The sequence below is a fragment of the Pseudomonas sp. GM17 genome, from assembly GCF_000282175.2.
Taxonomy (GTDB): Bacteria; Pseudomonadota; Gammaproteobacteria; order Pseudomonadales; family Pseudomonadaceae; genus Aquipseudomonas; species Aquipseudomonas chlororaphis.
The window spans coordinates 4,971,722-4,989,347 of the sequence record NZ_CP124732.1 but is presented as its reverse complement, the minus strand read 5'-3'; the positions used below and the strand labels follow the sequence as shown (position 1 = coordinate 4,989,347).

At 62.6% G+C, this 17,626-nt stretch carries 8 protein-coding genes and 3 pseudogenes; all 11 read left to right on the top strand.

Features of this window, described 5'->3' with window-relative positions; all coding sequences use genetic code 11:
- The first annotated feature begins 10 nt into the window (after positions 1-10).
- Positions 11-1,627 carry a GMC family oxidoreductase gene (locus PMI20_RS22150; protein ID WP_284169253.1) on the top strand — a complete coding sequence of 539 codons (1,617 nt, stop codon included), beginning with the start codon at positions 11-13 and terminating at the stop codon, positions 1,625-1,627.
- Between the two features lie 269 nt (positions 1,628-1,896).
- Positions 1,897-3,573 carry a class II poly(R)-hydroxyalkanoic acid synthase gene (gene phaC, locus PMI20_RS22145; RefSeq protein ID WP_007929265.1) on the top strand — a complete coding sequence of 559 codons (1,677 nt, stop codon included), beginning with the start codon at positions 1,897-1,899 and terminating at the stop codon, positions 3,571-3,573.
- A gap of 106 nt (positions 3,574-3,679) precedes the next feature.
- A pseudogene (locus PMI20_RS22140) lies at positions 3,680-3,871 on the top strand (poly(3-hydroxyalkanoate) depolymerase); the annotation flags it as partial.
- Between the two features lie 29 nt (positions 3,872-3,900).
- Positions 3,901-6,621: a winged helix-turn-helix domain-containing protein gene (locus tag PMI20_RS22135; protein ID WP_007929267.1), complete on the top strand. Its 2,721-nt coding sequence runs from the start codon at positions 3,901-3,903 to the stop codon at positions 6,619-6,621.
- Between the two features lie 162 nt (positions 6,622-6,783).
- A complete protein-coding gene (locus PMI20_RS22130; RefSeq protein ID WP_007929269.1) occupies positions 6,784-7,926 on the top strand; it encodes an acyl-CoA dehydrogenase family protein in 1,143 nt (380 codons plus the stop codon).
- 94 nt (positions 7,927-8,020) lie between these two features.
- Positions 8,021-9,580, top strand: coding sequence for a long-chain-fatty-acid--CoA ligase (locus tag PMI20_RS22125; RefSeq protein WP_007929273.1), 1,560 nt, complete (start codon positions 8,021-8,023; stop codon positions 9,578-9,580).
- A 2-nt stretch (positions 9,581-9,582) separates the two neighbouring features.
- Positions 9,583-10,533 carry an MBL fold metallo-hydrolase gene (locus tag PMI20_RS22120; protein ID WP_007929275.1) on the top strand — a complete coding sequence of 317 codons (951 nt, stop codon included), beginning with the start codon at positions 9,583-9,585 and terminating at the stop codon, positions 10,531-10,533.
- A gap of 367 nt (positions 10,534-10,900) precedes the next feature.
- Entirely contained in the window at positions 10,901-12,775 is a 1,875-nt protein-coding gene (locus tag PMI20_RS22115) for a DUF1302 domain-containing protein (protein WP_007929276.1), read from the top strand.
- A 13-nt stretch (positions 12,776-12,788) separates the two neighbouring features.
- A pseudogene (locus PMI20_RS22110) lies at positions 12,789-14,146 on the top strand (DUF1329 domain-containing protein).
- A gap of 69 nt (positions 14,147-14,215) precedes the next feature.
- Complete coding sequence (locus PMI20_RS22105) at positions 14,216-15,172, top strand: WD40/YVTN/BNR-like repeat-containing protein (RefSeq protein WP_007929280.1); 957 nt, start codon at positions 14,216-14,218, stop codon at positions 15,170-15,172.
- Between the two features lie 7 nt (positions 15,173-15,179).
- A pseudogene (locus PMI20_RS22095) lies at positions 15,180-17,584 on the top strand (efflux RND transporter permease subunit).
- The last annotated feature ends 42 nt before the right edge of the window (positions 17,585-17,626 follow it).

The following is a 17,626-nucleotide window of genomic DNA, read 5'->3' as shown; positions in this document are numbered from 1 at the left end:
GAAGATAGACATGACCCAGAGTGTGTTTGATTACGTGGTGGTTGGCGGCGGCTCGGGCGGCTGTCCGGTCGCGGCGCGACTGAGCGAGGATCCGCAGGTCAGCGTGTGCCTGCTCGAGGCCGGTGGCAGTGACAAGAAGCTTCTGGTCCAGGCGCCACCCGGCGTGGTGGTGATGCTGCGCGAAGGTTTCCATAACTGGTCGTTCGAGACCGTGCCACAGCCGGGACTCAACGGGCGCAAGGGCTATCAACCGCGTGGCAAGACCTTGGGCGGGTCCAGTTCGATCAATGGCATGGTCTATGTCCGCGGCCATCGCTGGGACTACGACCACTGGGACAACCTTGGCAACCCCGGCTGGAGCTATGATGAAGTGCTGCCGTACTTCAAGAAGTCGGAGAACAACGAGCGCTTCGGCGAGAACGAGTTCCATGGTGCCGGAGGGCCGCTGAATGTCGCCGAGCTGAAGTCGCCGAGCCCGCTGTGCGAAGTCTTCATGAGCGCCGCCCAGGCGCAGGGCATTGCGCGCACTGACGATTACAACGGTCGCGAGCAGGACGGCTGTTTCCGTTATCAGGTTACCCAGAAGAATGGCGAGCGTTGCAGCGCGGCCAAAGGGTACCTGTGGCCTGTCCTGGGTCGCGACAATCTGCGGCTCTACCTCAACGCGCCCTTCCACAGCCTGATCTTCGAGGGCAAGCGCTGCGTGGGTGTTCGTTACCATGACGGCAAGCAGATCCAGGAAGTGCGCGCGCGCCGCGAAGTGATCCTCGCCGCCGGTGCCTTTGGCTCGCCACAGGCATTGATGCTGTCCGGTATCGGTCCGGCCGAAGAGTTGACCCGGCTGGGCATCCCGGTGCTGCTGGACCTGCCTGGCGTGGGGCAGAACCTGCAGGATCACATCGACTACACGGTGCCCTACAAGGTCAGCCACCCGGAAGGCTGTCTGGGCCTCACCCTCGGCTCCAGCGTCAAGCTGGCCGCCGCCGCGGTGGAGTGGGCAGGCAAGCGCAGTGGCATGCTGACCACCAACTTCGCCGAGGCCGGGGCCTTCCTGCGTTCCGATCCGGCGCAGAGCAAGCCCGACCTGCAAATGGTCTTCGTCACCGCCGTGGTCGACGACCATGGCCGCCACCTGCACTGGGGTTATGGCTACAGCTGCCATATCGAGGTGCTGCGTCCGAAAAGCAGCGGTCGCGTGACCCTGCGCAGTCGCGATCCGTTGGACGCGCCGGTCATCGACCCGCGCTTCTTCGATCGCCGCGAGGACATCGAACTGTTGATCCAGGCCGCGAAGATCCAGGCCCGCATCCTCGAGTCCGAGCATTTCGCGCGTTTCGGGGCGCAACTCATCTACCCCGTCGACTGGAACGACGATCGACAGATCGAGCAGGACATCCGCAATCGCGCCGATACCCAGTACCACCCGGTCGGCACGTGCAAGATGGGGCCGGCCAGCGACCCGCTGGCCGTGGTCGACGAGCGTTTGCGCGTGCGTGGCGTCGAAGGCCTGCGCATTGCCGATGCCTCGATCATGCCGAGCATCACCGGCGGCAACACCAATGCGCCGACCATCATGATCGGCGAGAAGGCCGCCGACATGCTCAAGGAGGATGCGCGCCGCCAGTGAAGCATCCGGCGCTTCGAGGCTGGCGGGTCGCCGCGTCCGCGGCGCCCGGCCAGGCTTCCCACCCTCGGGCTTGCCCCCGTCTTCATTTTCGAGGGCTGAGCCGCCCTGGCCATGCCCTGCGCCTGCGGAGGAGGAAAGCGATACCGCGTCATGCGGTTTGAGCTGCCCGGAGCAGGGCCGGCCCGCTGTCTATGGGGCAGAGTCCTTCCGGTAACCCGATCGATGCCCCAAGTCACTAGAGGGCGTTGTGCCAAGCATGGAGTGTCACAATGGACAAGAATGATAAAGAACTCTCCCGGCAGGCTGCGAAGTACACCTTGAGCCTGAATCCAGCGTTCGGCCCCCGCGGTCGCGATTTGCTCGGCAGCGCCCGCATGGTCCTGCGACACGTGTTCAGGCAGCCGGCACACAGTGCTCGGCATATGGCCGCATTCGGCGTGGAGCTGACGAATATCCTGCTCGACCGCTCGGCGCTGAAGCCGGCGTCGGGTGACAAGCGCTTCGACGACCCGGCCTGGCAGAGCAATCCCCTCTACCGTCGTTGTATGCAAGCCTACCTGGCCTGGAGCCGGGAACTGAACGACTGGATCACCAGCAGCAATCTCGGCGAACAGGACGCCGCCCGTGGCCAGTTCGTCATCGATCTGTTGGCTGGGGCGCTGGCGCCGACCAACACCCCGGTCAACCCGGCAGCGCTCAAGCGCTTCTTCGATACCGGCGGCAAGAGCGTCCTGAAGGGGGCCACGCACCTGGTCAAGGACCTGATCGAGAACGGCGGCATGCCCAGTCAGGTGGACAAGACGGCTTTTGAAGTAGGGCGCAATCTGGGAACCACCGAAGGTGCGGTGGTGTTTCGCAATGAGTTGCTGGAGTTGATCCAGTACAAGCCCCGCACCGAACAGGTACTGCAGCGCCCCTTGCTGGTGGTGCCGCCACAGATCAACAAGTTCTACCTGTTCGATCTGACGCCGCAGAAGAGTCTGATCCGCTACCTCCTCGACAGTGGCATCCAGACCTTCGCCGTTAGTTGGCGCAACCCGGGCAAGGCTCAGCGCGAGTGGGGGCTGTCCAGCTATATCGAAGCGCTGAAAGAAGCCGTCGATGCGGTGCTTGCGATTACCGGCAGCGCCGACTTGAACACCTTCGGTGCCTGCTCCGGAGGTAGCACCATGTCGTCGCTGCTGGGCCACTACGCGGCTCTGGGCGAGAAGAAGGTGAATGCCTTCACCCTGGTGGTCAGCATGCTGGATATACGCCCCGATACCCAGGTCTCGCTGTTCGCCGATGAGACGACCCTGGAGGAGGCCAAGCGCCGCTCCCACCAGGCCGGCGTACTGGAGGGCCGCGAGCTGGCAAAAGTCTTCGCCTGGATGCGGCCCAATGACCTGATCTGGAACTACTGGATCAACAACTACCTGCTCGGCAATGAGCCCCCGGCGTTCGATATCCTCTACTGGAACAGTGACACCACCAACCTGCCGGCGGCACTGCACGGCGAATTCATCGAGATGTACCAGATCAATCCGTTGGCCCGTGCCGGCGCCCTGGAGGTCTGCGGTACACCGATAGACCTCAGGCAGGTCACCAGCGACTTCTACTGCATGGCCGGGCTCACCGACCACATCACGCCATGGGACACCTGCTACCGCTCGATGCACCTGTTCGGCGGCCAGGGCGAGTTCGTGCTCTCCAACAGCGGGCATATCCAGAGCATTCTCAACCCGCCGGACAACCCCAAGGCCCGCTTCATGACGAGCAGCAGCCTGCCTGAAGAGGCCCAGGCGTGGCTGGAGAGTTCCAGCGAGCACAGCGGGTCCTGGTGGGGCCACTGGCAGACCTGGTTGCATGCGCGCTCAGGCAAGGGCAAGAAGGCCCCCGGCAAGCTGGGCAACAAGGCTTACCCGGCTGCCGAAGCCTCCCCCGGCACTTATGTGCATGGGCGCTGAATCGAGCGCGGTCGGGCAGGGGGCCGGCGTTGTAGCCGGCCTCCGATCCCAAGTGCCAGCCCCATGGCCCAGCGGCCCGGAAGGATCCCTGGAGCATGTCGCGACCCTGTTGTCTGATGACGATCCGCTCATTACGCTGGCCGACATGCGATTGCTGGCCAGGCGGATTGCCAATTCGCAGTTGCACGTGATCGGTGATGGCCACTTGTTCCTGATTGCCAGGGCGTAGACCGTTGCTCCGATCATCTCCTCTTTTCTAACGCAGGAGCGCTGTCGCGCTAAAATGCATCGAGCGTGACATGTATCATTCATTGGTTCGTCAGCCTTATGAAGTGCCCTAATACCATTCTCATCCGCACCAAATGGTCTCCGCCACGCGTCGACCCACGGGCGTTGCAGCGTGAACGCCTGCTGGAACTGCTCGAGGCCGGGCGCGAGCGCAAACTGACCCTGATCCTGGGGCCGGCGGGCAGCGGCAAGAGCACGCTGAGCGCGCAATGGCGGCAGCGCCTGATCCGTGCCGGTCATGACGTCGCCTGGTTCAACCTGGGGCCCGACGACGACGCGTTATGGGCGGCCTACCTGGTCGCCAGCCTTGGGGCCGCGGGGCTGGCGGTCGGCGACGAGATGATCGGCCTGAGTGAGCGCACGGACCAGCGCTCGCTGGAGATTCTGCTGTCGCTGCTGATCAATGCCCTCTACGAGCATCCGCGTTCCATCTGCCTGTTCCTCGAGGATCTGCATTTCCTTACCGCGCAGCCGGCATTGACGATGATCCAGCGCCTGATCGAGCTGGCGCCGGACAACTTTCATCTGCTGATCACCACGCGCCAGCGCCCGGCGCTTGGCCTGCTGGCGATGGGTATCAAGGGGCAGTTGACCCAGATCGATTTCTCCGACTTGCGGTTGACGGCCGAGGAACAGTTCAGCCTGCTCGAACTCAATGGTCTCGACAGCCTGTCCCCGGAGCAGCAACAGCGCCTGTATGAGCTGACTGACGGCTGGGCCGCGGGCTTGCAGATAGGGGTCCTGTCTCTTCGGCACAGCGGTGATTTCGAGCACAACTTCCGCGCCAGCCGCGATACGAACATCGCGGTCGACGGGGTGGGCATCGATGCCTATCTCGATGATTGCATCAGCCGCGTGCTGTGCCCCGAGCAAATCGCCGCCATGGTGCAGGTTTCGACCTGCCGGCGATTCAACCGCGAGTTGTGTGTGGCCTTGACGGGCAACCCCGAGAGCGTCGCGGTGCTTGATATCCTGCTCGAGCAGAATCTCTTCCTGTTGCCGATCGACCTTGAGGGGCGTACCCAGTGGTTGCGTTTCCACCAGATGTTTTCCGGGTATCTGCAGCGGCGCCGCGATGAGCTGCCGCAGCGGGAGGTGAACCGGATCAACCGGGCCGCCAGCCAGTGGTTCGCCGATCAGGGCCTATATGTCGAAGCCATTCGCCACGCCCAGGCGGCCAATGATCTTGCCGGCAGCGTGCAACTGCTGGCGCGGGCGGCGCGGGGCTTGATCAGCGATGCGCATTTCGCGCAGTTGCTGCAATTGGCCGACGAGTTGCCGCGCGAGGCCTGGGGCAGCCAGATCGATCTGCTCCTGGTGGTCGGCTGGGCCGAGCTGACGTGCAATCGCATGGAACGTTTCAAGGTGACGCTTGGCGCGATCGAGGCACACCCTGACGCCGGCAGGCCGGAGATAGAGGTTGAATTGCGGTTGTTGCGTGGCATGTATCTGCTGCGGCGCGACGACACAGCGCACGCCCTGGCACTGCTCGAACCCTTGATAGCGCATCCGCCGAGCCAGCGCAGCTTTCATTTGCTGATGCTCTATACCCTGACCGGCATGGTGTTGCTCAAGGCCGGTCGCCCGGTGAGCGTGCGTGATCTGGTGTACAGCAAGCGGGGGTTGCTCAAGCAAGCGAAGGGCCCCAGGGCACGGCCTTTTTTTGATGCGCTGTGTGGCCTGAGTTTTTTTGTCCAGGGCGACATGAACCAGGCCCGGCGCGACCTCGAGGCCGCCATCGTGCAGATCACGCGCAACGTTTCGTTGGCACAGGATGCCGCCATCCTCATCAAGTCCACCCTGGCCTTGACCTGTTACCACCTGGACAGCCTTGAAGCCGCCGAGGGTTACGTCGAGCAATGCTTCGAAGTCGCTGAAGTCCTGGGAACGGCGGACTGTGTGCTCTTTGCTCACCTTGCCCAGGCGCATTTGCAATGTGCCGCGGGGAGGGTGGAGGCGGCTCATGGGACGCTTGAGCGACTCGGCGAGATCGCTGAAAACATTGGGCTGGACCGCCTTCAGGCGTGGCGTTTTGCGGAGCAGATACGCATTGCCTGCCATCAGCCGGATCTGCCGCGGGCCCGCGAGGCTTTCCGGCGGCTGAGCGTCCTGGCCATGCCCTATCTGGACAAGCGCGGTTGCGCCTGGGCCGAGATTCCCCTGGCCCGTGCCCTGGCGCAAACCGCGTTGGCCCTGGCTGAAGGTGATTACCGGTGTGCGTCGGAGGTGGGGGAGAACTGGGCGCTCATCTGTCAGGAGTGTGGGCAATTACAACCGGCTACGGTATTGCGGATCCGGGCCGCTATCGCGAGAACGCTCCTGAACGAGCCGGATGAGGCGCAGCGCCATGTATCGGTGGCGCTGCGCAGCGCTTGTGAATATGGAATGTTTCGGGTTTTCCTGGATGAAGGGGCGCCAGGGCTGAGCCTGTTGCAATCGCTGCCGGACAAGGTGCTGACCCCGTTGGAGCGCGATTACATAAGGCATTGCCTGATGCGTGCCGCCGACTCGCAGAGCGTTTCCGGCGAGCTGGACGAGGGCGGCCGGGCGCGTCCGGGGGCAAGCGATATTCTCTCGCCGCGAGAACTCGAGGTTGTCGGGCATCTGGCCCGTGGGCTGTCGACCAAGAGCATCGCCAGGGTCCTGGACCTGTCGCCCGGGACCATCAAGTGGCACCTGAAGAATATCTTCGGCAAGCTCGGCGCCTTCTCGCGCGAGGACGCGGTGAGCAAGGCGCGGCAAGCCGGATTGGTCGATTAACGCGAGAGGTCGTCGCCCAGGGAGACTGCTCCGAACCGCTGGCGCGGTGAGCTGCGCACCCCTCCCGAAATGGGAGGGTTGCCGGGGGTGGTCTTGCGATAGGGTGCTGAAGAACGGCGTAGGCGAAACCGTGCCCGCCTGGACCTTTTCGGGAGCCACCTTTTGAGTATTCCACGTACCCTGTTCAGCGAAGAGCACCTGCAGTTCAAAGAATCCGTACAGCGTTTCATCGAGCAGGAGGTCTTGCCTCACTACGAGCATTACGAAGAGCAAGGCTTTATTGACCGCGAGATCTGGAAGAAAGCTGGCGCGGCAGGTTTCCTCTGCTCGAGCATTCCCGGGGAATATGGCGGCGTTGGTGCCGACAAGCTCTACAGTGTGGTCCTGTTCGAGGAGTGCATGCGTCTCGGGGTGGCCAACCTCATGGGGCTCAACCTGCACTCGGAGATCGTTGCCCCCTACATCCTGCACAATGGCAGCGAATACCTGAAACAGGCCTACCTGCCCAAGATGGCTAGCGGCGAGATGATCGGCGCCATTGCGATGACCGAGGCGGGTGCCGGCTCTGATCTGCAGGGCGTGCGTACTACTGCCGTGCGCGATGGCGACCACTATGTGATCAACGGATCCAAGACCTTCATTACCAACGCCATGCATTGCGACCTGGTGATAGTCGTCGCCAAGACCGATCCCTCGGCAGGGGCAAAGGGCATCAGCCTGTTCATCGTCGATAGCGCGATGCCCGGCTTCAGCAAGGGCAAGCGCCTGAAGAAAGTAGGCTTGAAGGCGCAGGACACCGGCGAGCTGTTTTTCGACAATGTCCGTGTGCCGGTGCATAACCTGCTCGGCGTGGAAGGTGGCGGGTTTGCCGCGTTGATGCAGGAACTGCCCTGGGAGCGCCTGCAGATAGCCATCAGCGCCGCGGCAATGGCGGAGACGGCGCTGGAGTGGACCACGGGTTACTGCCGTGAGCGCAAGGCATTCGGCAAGGAGATTCTCGACTTCCAGGTCACTCGTCACAAGCTTGCCCAGATCAAGACCGAAGTGCAGATCGGCCGGGTCTTCATCGACCGCTGTATCGAGCTTTCTCTCCAGGGACAGCTGGATGCGGCGACCGCCTCAATGGCCAAGTACTGGCTCAGCGAACTGCAATGCCGGGTGATCGACGATTGCGTCCAACTGCACGGCGGCTACGGCTACATGTGGGAATACCCCATCACCCGGGCCTGGGCCGATTCGCGGGTGACCCGGATCTACGGTGGCACGACCGAGATCATGAAAGAGCTGATCGCTCGCACGCTGTAAGAAACCTCATGCATCAAGGCGGCAAGCGCCAGGCGCTGCCGTCTCCTGCCGAAAAGGCAAGGACAACAATAATAGCTGTAACCCAGGAGATACCATGTACTTCACTCAGCCCCTGCACCGTAACCTCCAGCGTGCGCCCACGCGCCTGATGACGATCTGCGGCGATCGCAGGCGCAGCCTGCAGCAATTTGTCGAGCGTGTGGCGAGGTTGGCCGGGGCGCTGCGTGAGCTGGGTGTCAAGCGCGACGATTGTGTCGCCATGCTGGGGTTGAACTCCGACCGCTACCTCGAATACTGCTTCGCCGTACCTTGGGCCGACGCCGTCCTCAATCTCTGCAACACACGCTGGAGCGCGGAAGAGAACGCCTATGCATTGAATGACTCGCAAACCTCGATCTTGTTCGTCGACGAGACGTTCAAGGATGTGGCCTTGCAGATGCGCGATCAGGTCGCTTCCCTGCGTCACCTTATCTACGTCGGCGAGGGTGCCACACCGGACGGGATGCATGGCTACGAAGCACTACTGGCCCAGGCGTCGCCCGTCGAGGATGCGTGTCGCGGGGGCGATGCGTTGCTCGGTGTGTTCTATACCGGCGGCACCACGGGGTTCCCCAAGGGCGTGATGATCAGCCACAGGGCTTTCTGGAGCAGCCAGCTTGCTCTGGATGCCGAAGGGTTGGTGCCGCCGGAGGCGATCATGTTGCGCGCGGCGCCGATGTTTCATCTCGCCGACATGTCTACCGGTTATGTCGGCGTGCTCGAAGGCGTGACCCATGTGATTCTGCCCGCTTTCCTGCCGGACGAAGCGATGATGGCGATCCAGCGCCACGGTATCCAGGTGGCCATGCTGGTGCCGACAATGATCCAGTTGCTGATCAACCACCCCGAGGTGGGCAACTATGACCTTTCCTCGCTCCAGCACCTGGTGTACGGCGCTTCGCCGATTCAAGAGCAGACCCTGTGGGGGCTGCAGTCTTTATTGCCGCAACTGCAACTGTTCCAGGCTTATGGCCAGACCGAGATGGGCCCGATCGTTTCGGTGCTAGGTCCGGCCCAGCATACGGCGGCGGCCGCTGCCGCGGGCATGCTGCGTTCCTGCGGTCGTGCCACCCGGGCGGTGGAAGTCCGGATTGTCGATGGCGATGGTCGCGAGGTGCCGCGTGGCAGCGTCGGCGAGGTGGTGGTACGGGGTCCGAACATGATGAGTGGTTACCTGAACAACCCCGGCCAGACCCAGGCAGCTCTGCCGGGCGATGGCTGGCTACGCACCGGCGACGGGGCCAGGATGGACGAAGAGGGCTATATCTTCATTGTCGATCGCTTGAAGGACATGATCGTCACCGGGGGCGAAAACGTCTTTTCGGCTGAAGTCGAGAATGCCCTGAGCAGCCATCCGGATGTCGCCATGTGTGCAGTGGTCGGGATTCCCAGTACGCAGTGGGGCGAGGCGGTGCATGCGGTGGTCGTGCTCAAGCCCGGGAGCGCGCCAGACGCCGAGGCGCTGATCGCGCATTGCAAGCAGCGGATCGCCAGCTACAAGGCTCCCAAGAGAGTGGAATTCCGTACAGCGCTACCGCTTTCCGGGGCGGGCAAGGTGCTCAAGAACGAACTGCGTGAACCGTTCTGGCGGGACAGCTCCCGGCATGTCGGTTGAGCATGGGCAGGATCATTGATAGGCGGCCTTCGCCAGCGTTCGAGTCCTTGGGTGGCGATAGTCGCCTGGGGGCTGGCACGGACAACACGAGACTCACCCTGTCTGCATTGGAAGGCCCTGCCTGTCTGCATGACGGCGGCGTGGTGTTCGGTGGTACGCCGCGGGCGCAGTGGGCGCAATGGTTCAAGCCCGACAGCGACAACCTGGTCGAGCTGGCCGGTCGGGTCCTGCTCGTTCAGGGGCGCGGGAAGAACACGCTGGTGGTCGCCGGCAGCGAGGCCCTGCTGGCACCGCCGCCTTTGATGGGGCATGGCCAGGAGCGTGTCCCTCGGGGACTGCTCGGCAGTCTGGCGCAGGTGGGGCTTGGCGAGGAGGATATCCACGCGGTCGTGCTTGCCCATTTACGCGTCGGGCCTTCAGCGCAACGGCTGGCGACGGCCCAGCAGGGGAGTGTGCCGCGGATCCTTTTCCCCAGGGCCCGTTACATCGTTTGCAAGCGGCAATGGCGTCGGGCGCGCCATCCGCATCCCGGGGACAGGGCCTCATTTCTTCCGCAGGTTCTGGCGCAGCTCGAATCCAGCAACCGCCTGGATCTGCTTGACGACGCTACCAGCGACTTCCTCGGCAGCGATTGGTGCTTCCACTTCAGCGATGGCTACACGCCAGGGCAACTGCATCCGGAAATCGCCATGCCGGGCGGCCCGGTCCTGTTCGCCGGGGACCTGGTTCCTGCGCGTCATTGGCTGCAACTGCCGCTCACCACGGGGTATGACCGTAACCCGGAACTGCTGATCGAAGAGAAGGAACGGTTGCTGGATTACGCGGTGGCCAAAGGTTGCCGGTTGTTTTTTGCCCATGACCCGCAGATTGCCTGCGCCAGCGTAATGCGGGACAGGCAATCGCAGTATGTTCTCCATGGTTGCTCGCCGTCCTTGAGCGGGATCGCCAGGTGATACCCAGGGGCGGTACCGGCCGGTCTGTCCGGTTGCCGACAGTACAGGCCGGCCGACGGGTGTCGGCCTGTGCATAGCACGGCTTTTCTCGGACCCTGAGCTGCCTGCGGCCTTGGCCGTCGGCTGGCATCATGTCAGGCGCTTGTGCGCCGACGCCGCTGGGGCCTGTTCTTGATTTCGCTATCCCTTCACACCTATCCCCCCCCCTCCCATTTCGGGAGGGGTAACGGCTATGCGCTCGCTGTTTACTGGAGGGGCCAGTTTCTAGCGGTCGAGCGGTTGAAGAGGGAGATTTTTCTAGGGATTCCAAGACGCCAGGAGTTGGTGGGTTTACCCATAGAGTCGGGATTATTCAGGAATGTGAGCAATGATAAGAATAAATACGCCACAAACAGACGTTATCCGGCACACGCTTGGTCAGGCGGTCGTGCTGGGGATTCTTGGCACGGGTGCCGGTCAGGCGCAGGCCTTCAATTTTGATACCGATAGCGGCTGGTCGGGGAGTCTCGATACCACGCTTTCAATCGGGAGCAGTTGGCGGGCCGAAGGGCGCGACAACGGGTTGTACAGCCAGCTCGACGGTCAGGTGATCGGCAAGACCGACGGTCTTGGCGGCTCCAATACGGACGGCGGCAACCTCAATTACGATCGGGGCGATCGTTTCTCCACCATCGGCAAGTTCCTCACTGAACTGAGCATGCACAACGGCGACCTGGGCGGCATGGTTCGCGTCAAGGGTTGGTATGACCAGGCCCTGGAAGACGAAGACGTGCATTTCGGCAACCAGGCCAACGGCTACCAGAAGAAGCCACTGTCCGACGACGGTTTCGAGGACCTGCAGAAGAACAAGGGCATCTACTTGCTCGACGCCTATGTCTACGACACCTATTACGTGGACGAGCGGCCGTTGCAGCTGCGCCTGGGACGTCAGGTGCTGAACTGGGGCGAGAGCGTTTTCGTCCAGGGCCTGAACCAGATCAACCCGATCGACGTGCCTTCGCTGCGCCGCCCAGGCACCGAGGTCAAGGAAGCGTTATTGCCGGTGGGGATGATCTCCGGCAGCTTCGGCATCAGCGACGGGCTGTCGCTGGAGGCCTTCTATCAGTTCAAGTGGGAGCCCACGGTCGTCGAGGGTTGCGGCAATTACTGGTCGACCACCGAAACCATCATTTCGACCCATCCGGGCGGTTGCACCATGGCGACCTCGCTGCCCAGCGTCAACAACCCGACCGGTTTCACCAATGGCCTGAATGTTCCACTGAGCAGCGGCAAGGATGCCCGGGATTCGGGGCAATGGGGCGTGGCCCTGCACTATCTGGTCGAGTCGATCGATACCGAGATCGGCGCCTATGCGATGACGATCCACTCGCGCACACCGATCATTTCCGCCCAGAGCGGCGACTGGGGGCGGATCCCCGCAGGGGCACGGCCACCCTTCCTGAACCCGGTGGAAGTCCATGAAAACCTGCCGCTCGGCGCGACCTCGACCACGGCCTTCTGGGAGTACCCGGAGGACATCCACCTGTACGGCCTCAGCGCGGCCACCACCCTGGCCAGTTGGTCGGTCGGGGCGGAGCTGAGCTACTCGCCCAATACACCAGTGCAGCGCAACGGTAACGACTTGCTCAGCGCTGCTGTCCAGGGGGTGGGGCCGCAAGGCGAGCAGGCGCGTGCGGCGGGCCCGGATGCCTATATCCGCGGTTATGACCGTTTCGAGAAAACCCAGCTGCAGATCAACGGCGTCAACCTGTTCCCCAACGTGCTGGGAGCCTCGAACCTGCAGGTGGTGGCCGAGGTCGCCTTCCAGTGGAACGACATCCCTCAGGGTGACGACGACATCCGCTATGGCCGCGGCTTCATCTTCGGACCGGGCTCGTCGGCCAGCTATGGCGGCAACCTCTGCGGTACGCCGGTCAACCGGCAACCCGACGGCTGCAAGGACGACGGTTACATCACCGATTTCGCCTGGGGCTACCGTGTGCGCGGGCAATTGGAATACCCGGACCTGCTGGGCGTTGGGGTCAGTACCTATCCGAGTCTGTTCCTGGGGCAGGACGTGGAAGGGGTTTCGATGGACGGCCAGTTCAACGAAGGCCGCTTTACCGTTGGCGCCGGGGTGCGTTTCGACTACCTGAAGGCCCACAGCCTGGAGTTCAACTATGTGACGTTCAACAACGACGCCAAGTATGACCCATTGCGCGATCGGGACTACTACTCGATGAATTACAGCTACAAGTTCTGATGAGGAACAAGGCATGAAAACAATAAAGACTTGCCGCATTCCGCGGACCCTGGCGATTGCCGTCGCGCTGCTGGTCGGGGGCAACGATGCCTTCGCCAAATTGACCGAAGCCGAGGCGGCCCGCCTTGGCAACGACCTGACCCGGTGGGGGCCGAGAAGGCCGGTAATGCCGATGGCAGCATTCCGGCCTGGCAGGGCGGCCTGACGTCGCCTCCCGCGGGCTGGAAGCCGGAGCAGGGGTATATCGATCCGTTTGCGCAGGACAAGCCGCAGTTTACGATCACCGCGGCCAATGCCGACCAGTACAAGGACAAGCTGACGCCCGGCACCCTGGCATTGCTGAAGAAGTACGACAACTTCAAGATGCCGATCTACCAGACCCGACGTACCGCGGCATTGCCTGCCGAAGTCACGGCCAAAGCCAAGGCGCAGTCCACCCAGGTCGAGTTGCAGGGCTTCGGCCTGAGCAACCTCAATGGCTCGAACATTCCCTTCCCGATTCCGAAGAATGGCCAGGAGGCGATCTGGAACCATCTGGTGCGCTACCTGGGCGGCGGCTTCGATCGTACCTATCACTGGTTCCCGGTGCGCAGCGGCGGCGAGTTCTACAAGGTGGGTTTCCGCGAGAATCGGGTGTTCGACCAGAACATGGACCGCAGCGTGGACAACCATCTGTTCTCCTTCCTGGGCTACTTCCTGGAACCGGCCACGTTGCAAGGTACGGTGTACCTGGTGCGCGAGCCGGTAGACCAGGTCAAGGAGGCGCGTTCGGCATGGATCTACAACGCCGGCGCACGCCGTGTGCGCCGCGCCCCGGACCTGGCCTACGACAACATCAGCGACGGCACCGAGAGCATGCGGGTGACCGATCAGTACGACGGCTATAACGGCGCCCCCGACCGCTATGACTGGAAGCTGATCGGCAAGCGGGAAATCTATGTTCCGTACAACAATTACAAGTTGTCCGACAAGTCGCTGAAGTACGAAAACATCCTGCAAAAAGGCACCGTCAACGCTGACCTGATGCGCTACGAACTGCACCGTACCTGGGTTGTGGAAGGCACCCTCAAGGCCGGGCAGAAGCATATCTACGGCAAGCGCGTGATGTACCTCGACGAGGACAGCTGGACCTTGCTGATCGAAGACGCCTATGACACCCGTGGCCAGCTGTGGCGTATCGGTGTGCATCCGCTGATCCAGTTCTACGACGTCGGCGTGCCTTGGTACCGCGCCAATATCTGGCACGACCTGAGCAACGGCAACTACATGGCGTCGGGTCTGGACAACGAGGTCAAGCAGCCCTGGAAGTTCGGCATCAAGGGACGCCAGGCCGAGTTCCAACCCGATGCCCTGCGTCGCGCTGGCCACTGAGCCCTCATGCAGCCTCAAGGCGACCCGGTAGCGGGTCGTCTATTCCCAATAATAAGAGAGGAGCGGCCAATGGCTATTTTTGCAAAGCCCATTCGCGGGTTGCTGTGGGCAGTCTTTATCGCTGCATCCGCCGTACGTGCCGAGACGCCTGGCTTGCCCCAGGCATCGATCGATCCGGGGCGGATCATCCTGCTGGATATCCAGCGCGTCGGCAGCCAGTTGTTCAGCGCGGGCGAGCGCGGATGGATCCTGCGCTCGACGGACGACGGTGGGCATTGGCAGGCCATTCGCACCCCGGCCGATCGTACGCTGACAGGGCTGGCTTTCGCCGACGAGCGCCTGGGCATTGCCGTCGGGCATGGCGCGACGCTGCTGCGTACCACCGACGGCGGCCAGCAATGGACGGCGATCCCGGTGGAGGATATTGGTCATGATTCGCTGCTCGGCGTGACCCACCTGGGCGGCCAGCATTTCGTCGCCTATGGCGCATTCGGCCACTACCTGGAGTCCTTGGACGGCGGCTCGAGCTGGAGCAGGAAAACGGTACTGAACGAGGACTTCGATCGGCACATTGCCAAGGTACTCAAGGCGGGGCCCGATCTGTTCCTGTTCGGCGAGTCCGGCACCCTGTTGCGTTCGCGTGACCTGGGGCAGAACTGGGAAGCCTTGCAATCGCCCTACGAGGGCTCTTTTTTCGGCGGGCTGCAGACTCCCAGCGGGGCGCTGCTGGCCTTCGGCATGCGCGGCAACCTGTATCGCTCGAGCGATCAGGGGCAAAGCTGGCAGTTGATCCCCCTGTCGGTCAAGGTCGCCGTCCAAGGCGGCCAGGTCTTGTCCGACGGGCGTATTGCCCTGGTCGGCAATGCCGGGTTGCTGGCGCTCAGCCAGGACGATGGCCGCAGTTTTTCCCTGAGCAAAGCCGCCCATGGCGGGCTCTCCCAGATCGTTGCGGTGGCCGACGGCGCTCTAGCCGTGGGCGAGACCGGCGTCCAGCACCTGAGCTTGACGAAAGTGACAGCCAATTGAGGTTTCTATGAGCAAATACCACGACAGCCGGGGGCTCGAACCTGTGGCCAACGATCAGGTGCTCGACCGCCACAACTTTTCCCAGGGTCTGGTCGGTCGGGTGTCCTACTGGATTTTTCACGTGCGTCGGCCGCTGCTGATTTTTTTCATCCTGCTGACGCTTTTGTTTGGCCTTACCGCCACACAGCTGCGGGTGGAGTCGGGCTTTTCCAAGATGATCCCGCTGCAGCATGAATACATGCAGTCCTTCTTCAAGTACCAGACGGATTTCGGCGGCGCCAACAAAGTGCTGCTGGCGTTGAAGAACGAAAAGGGCGAGATCTTCGACCCGAGGTTCATGGACAGCCTGCGCCAGGTCACCGAAGAAGTGTTCTACATCAAGGGCGTCGAGCGCAGCTCGGTCACTTCGCTGTTTACCGCCAACGTACGTTACAACGAGGTGGTGGAGGACGGCTTTCGGGGCGGCAATATTGTCGCCGCCGACTTCACCGGCACCCCGAGCAACTCCAGGCCGTGCGTGACAATGTGCTTAAGTCGGACTGGGTCGGGCGTATCGTCGCCAATGACTTGAGCGCGGCGATGGTGGTGGCGAACCTGCAGGAGGTGGACCCAGACACCGGTGCACGCCTCGACCTGCAGGGTGTGAGCAGGGCGCTCGAAGCGATCCGCGCCAAGCACGAGAAAGAGGGCATCAGCGTGCATATCATTGGTTTCGCCAAGTCGACCGGGGATATCGCTGACGGTGCCGCGGGGGTGTTGCTGTTCTTCGCCGTGGCCTTCGTGATCACCGCGCTGCTGCTCTACTGGTATTGCGGGTCGCGCATGCTGACGTGCTGGGCGTTGATATGCGCCATGGTGCCGGTGGTCTGGCTGCTGGGGCTGCTGCCGCTGCTGGGCCTGGCGCTCGATCCGATGTCGATTCTGGTGCCGTTCCTGATTTTCTCCATCGGCGTCTCCCATGCGGTGCAGATGACCAATGCCTGGAAACTGGAAACCCTGCGTGGCCACGACAGCATTACCGCCTCGCGCAACTGTTTCCAGAAGCTCTTCATCCCGGGGGCCATGGCGCTGCTGGCCAATGCCCTGGGTTTTCTGGTGATTGCGTTCGTGCAGATCGAGATGGTCCGCGAGCTGGCGATCACCGCCACCCTGGGGGTCAGCCTGATGATCCTCACCAACAAACTGCTGCTGCCGATCCTGCTGTCTTACATGGGGTTCTCGGCCAAGGAAGCCGAACGTTTGCGGGGTAAGGAAACCGCCGGCAACCGGCTGTGGGAGCGAATTGGCGTACTGGCCACCCGCAAAGGCAGCATACCGGTCATCCTGATCGCGCTGGCGTTGCTCGGCGTCGGCCTCTGGCAGGCCGGCAAGTTGAAGGTTGGCGATACCGGGCAGGGCGTTCCGGAGCTGCGCGCCGACTCGCGTTACAACCAGGACGTGGCCATGATCACCCGCAGTTTCGCCATCGGTGTCGATCTGTTGCAGGTGGTGGTAGAAGCCAGCGGCAACGAGTCGCCCTGTGTCGACCGGCATATTCTGGGCAAGGTCGAAGAGTTTGAGTTCGACATGAAACAGACCCCGGGTATCGGTACGGTGCGTGGGCTGGCCGGTTATGTCGGGCAGATCACCCAGGGTTATGCCGAAACCTTCATCAAGTGGCGGACCATTCCCGAGGAGCGCGCGCAAATCGCCCAGGGCGTGGGGTTCGCCACGCGTCTTGGCAACGAATTGATGAACTCCACCTGCACCGCCATGCCGATCTCGCTATACACCGAGGATCACCAGGCTTCGACCATCGACCGCATCATCGAGCGGATCAAGGCGTTCAAGGCCACCCACGACGGCAGTGAGCTGCGCTTTCAATTGGCCAGCGGCAATGTCGGGGTCATGGCCGCGACTAACGAGGCGGTCGCGGCGGCGGACAAATGGGTCAACCTCGCGCTGTTCGGTTCGGTGACCTTGCTCTGCCTGCTGAGTTTTCGTTCGCTGCGCATCACCCTGTGCATCATCCTGCCGCTGGCGCTGGTCACGGTGCTGTGCAACGGCCTGATGGCGTTGCTGGGCATCGGCCTCAAAGTCAACACCTTGCCTGTGGTGGCGCTGGGGGTGGGGGTCGGCGTGGATTACGGCATTTACTTGTTCGAGCGGATCAAGCACGAGATGCACTCACGTCATCTGGACCTGCGCTCAGCGTTTGTCGAAGCGCTCAAGCAGCGAGGGACGGCTTCGCTGTTCACCGCAGTGACCATGACGGTGTCCGTGTCCACCTGGGTGTTTTCCATCCTCAAGTTCCAGGCCGACATGGGGGTGCTGCTGGCGTTCATGTTCCTGGTCAATGTCTGGGGCGCCATCCTGCTGTTACCGGCCCTGGCGGCCTGGCTGGTGCGGCCGGTGCCCGCCGTCAGGCAATAGGCGGGCATGCCGCAATCACCGCTGGATGAACCTCTTGGCGGC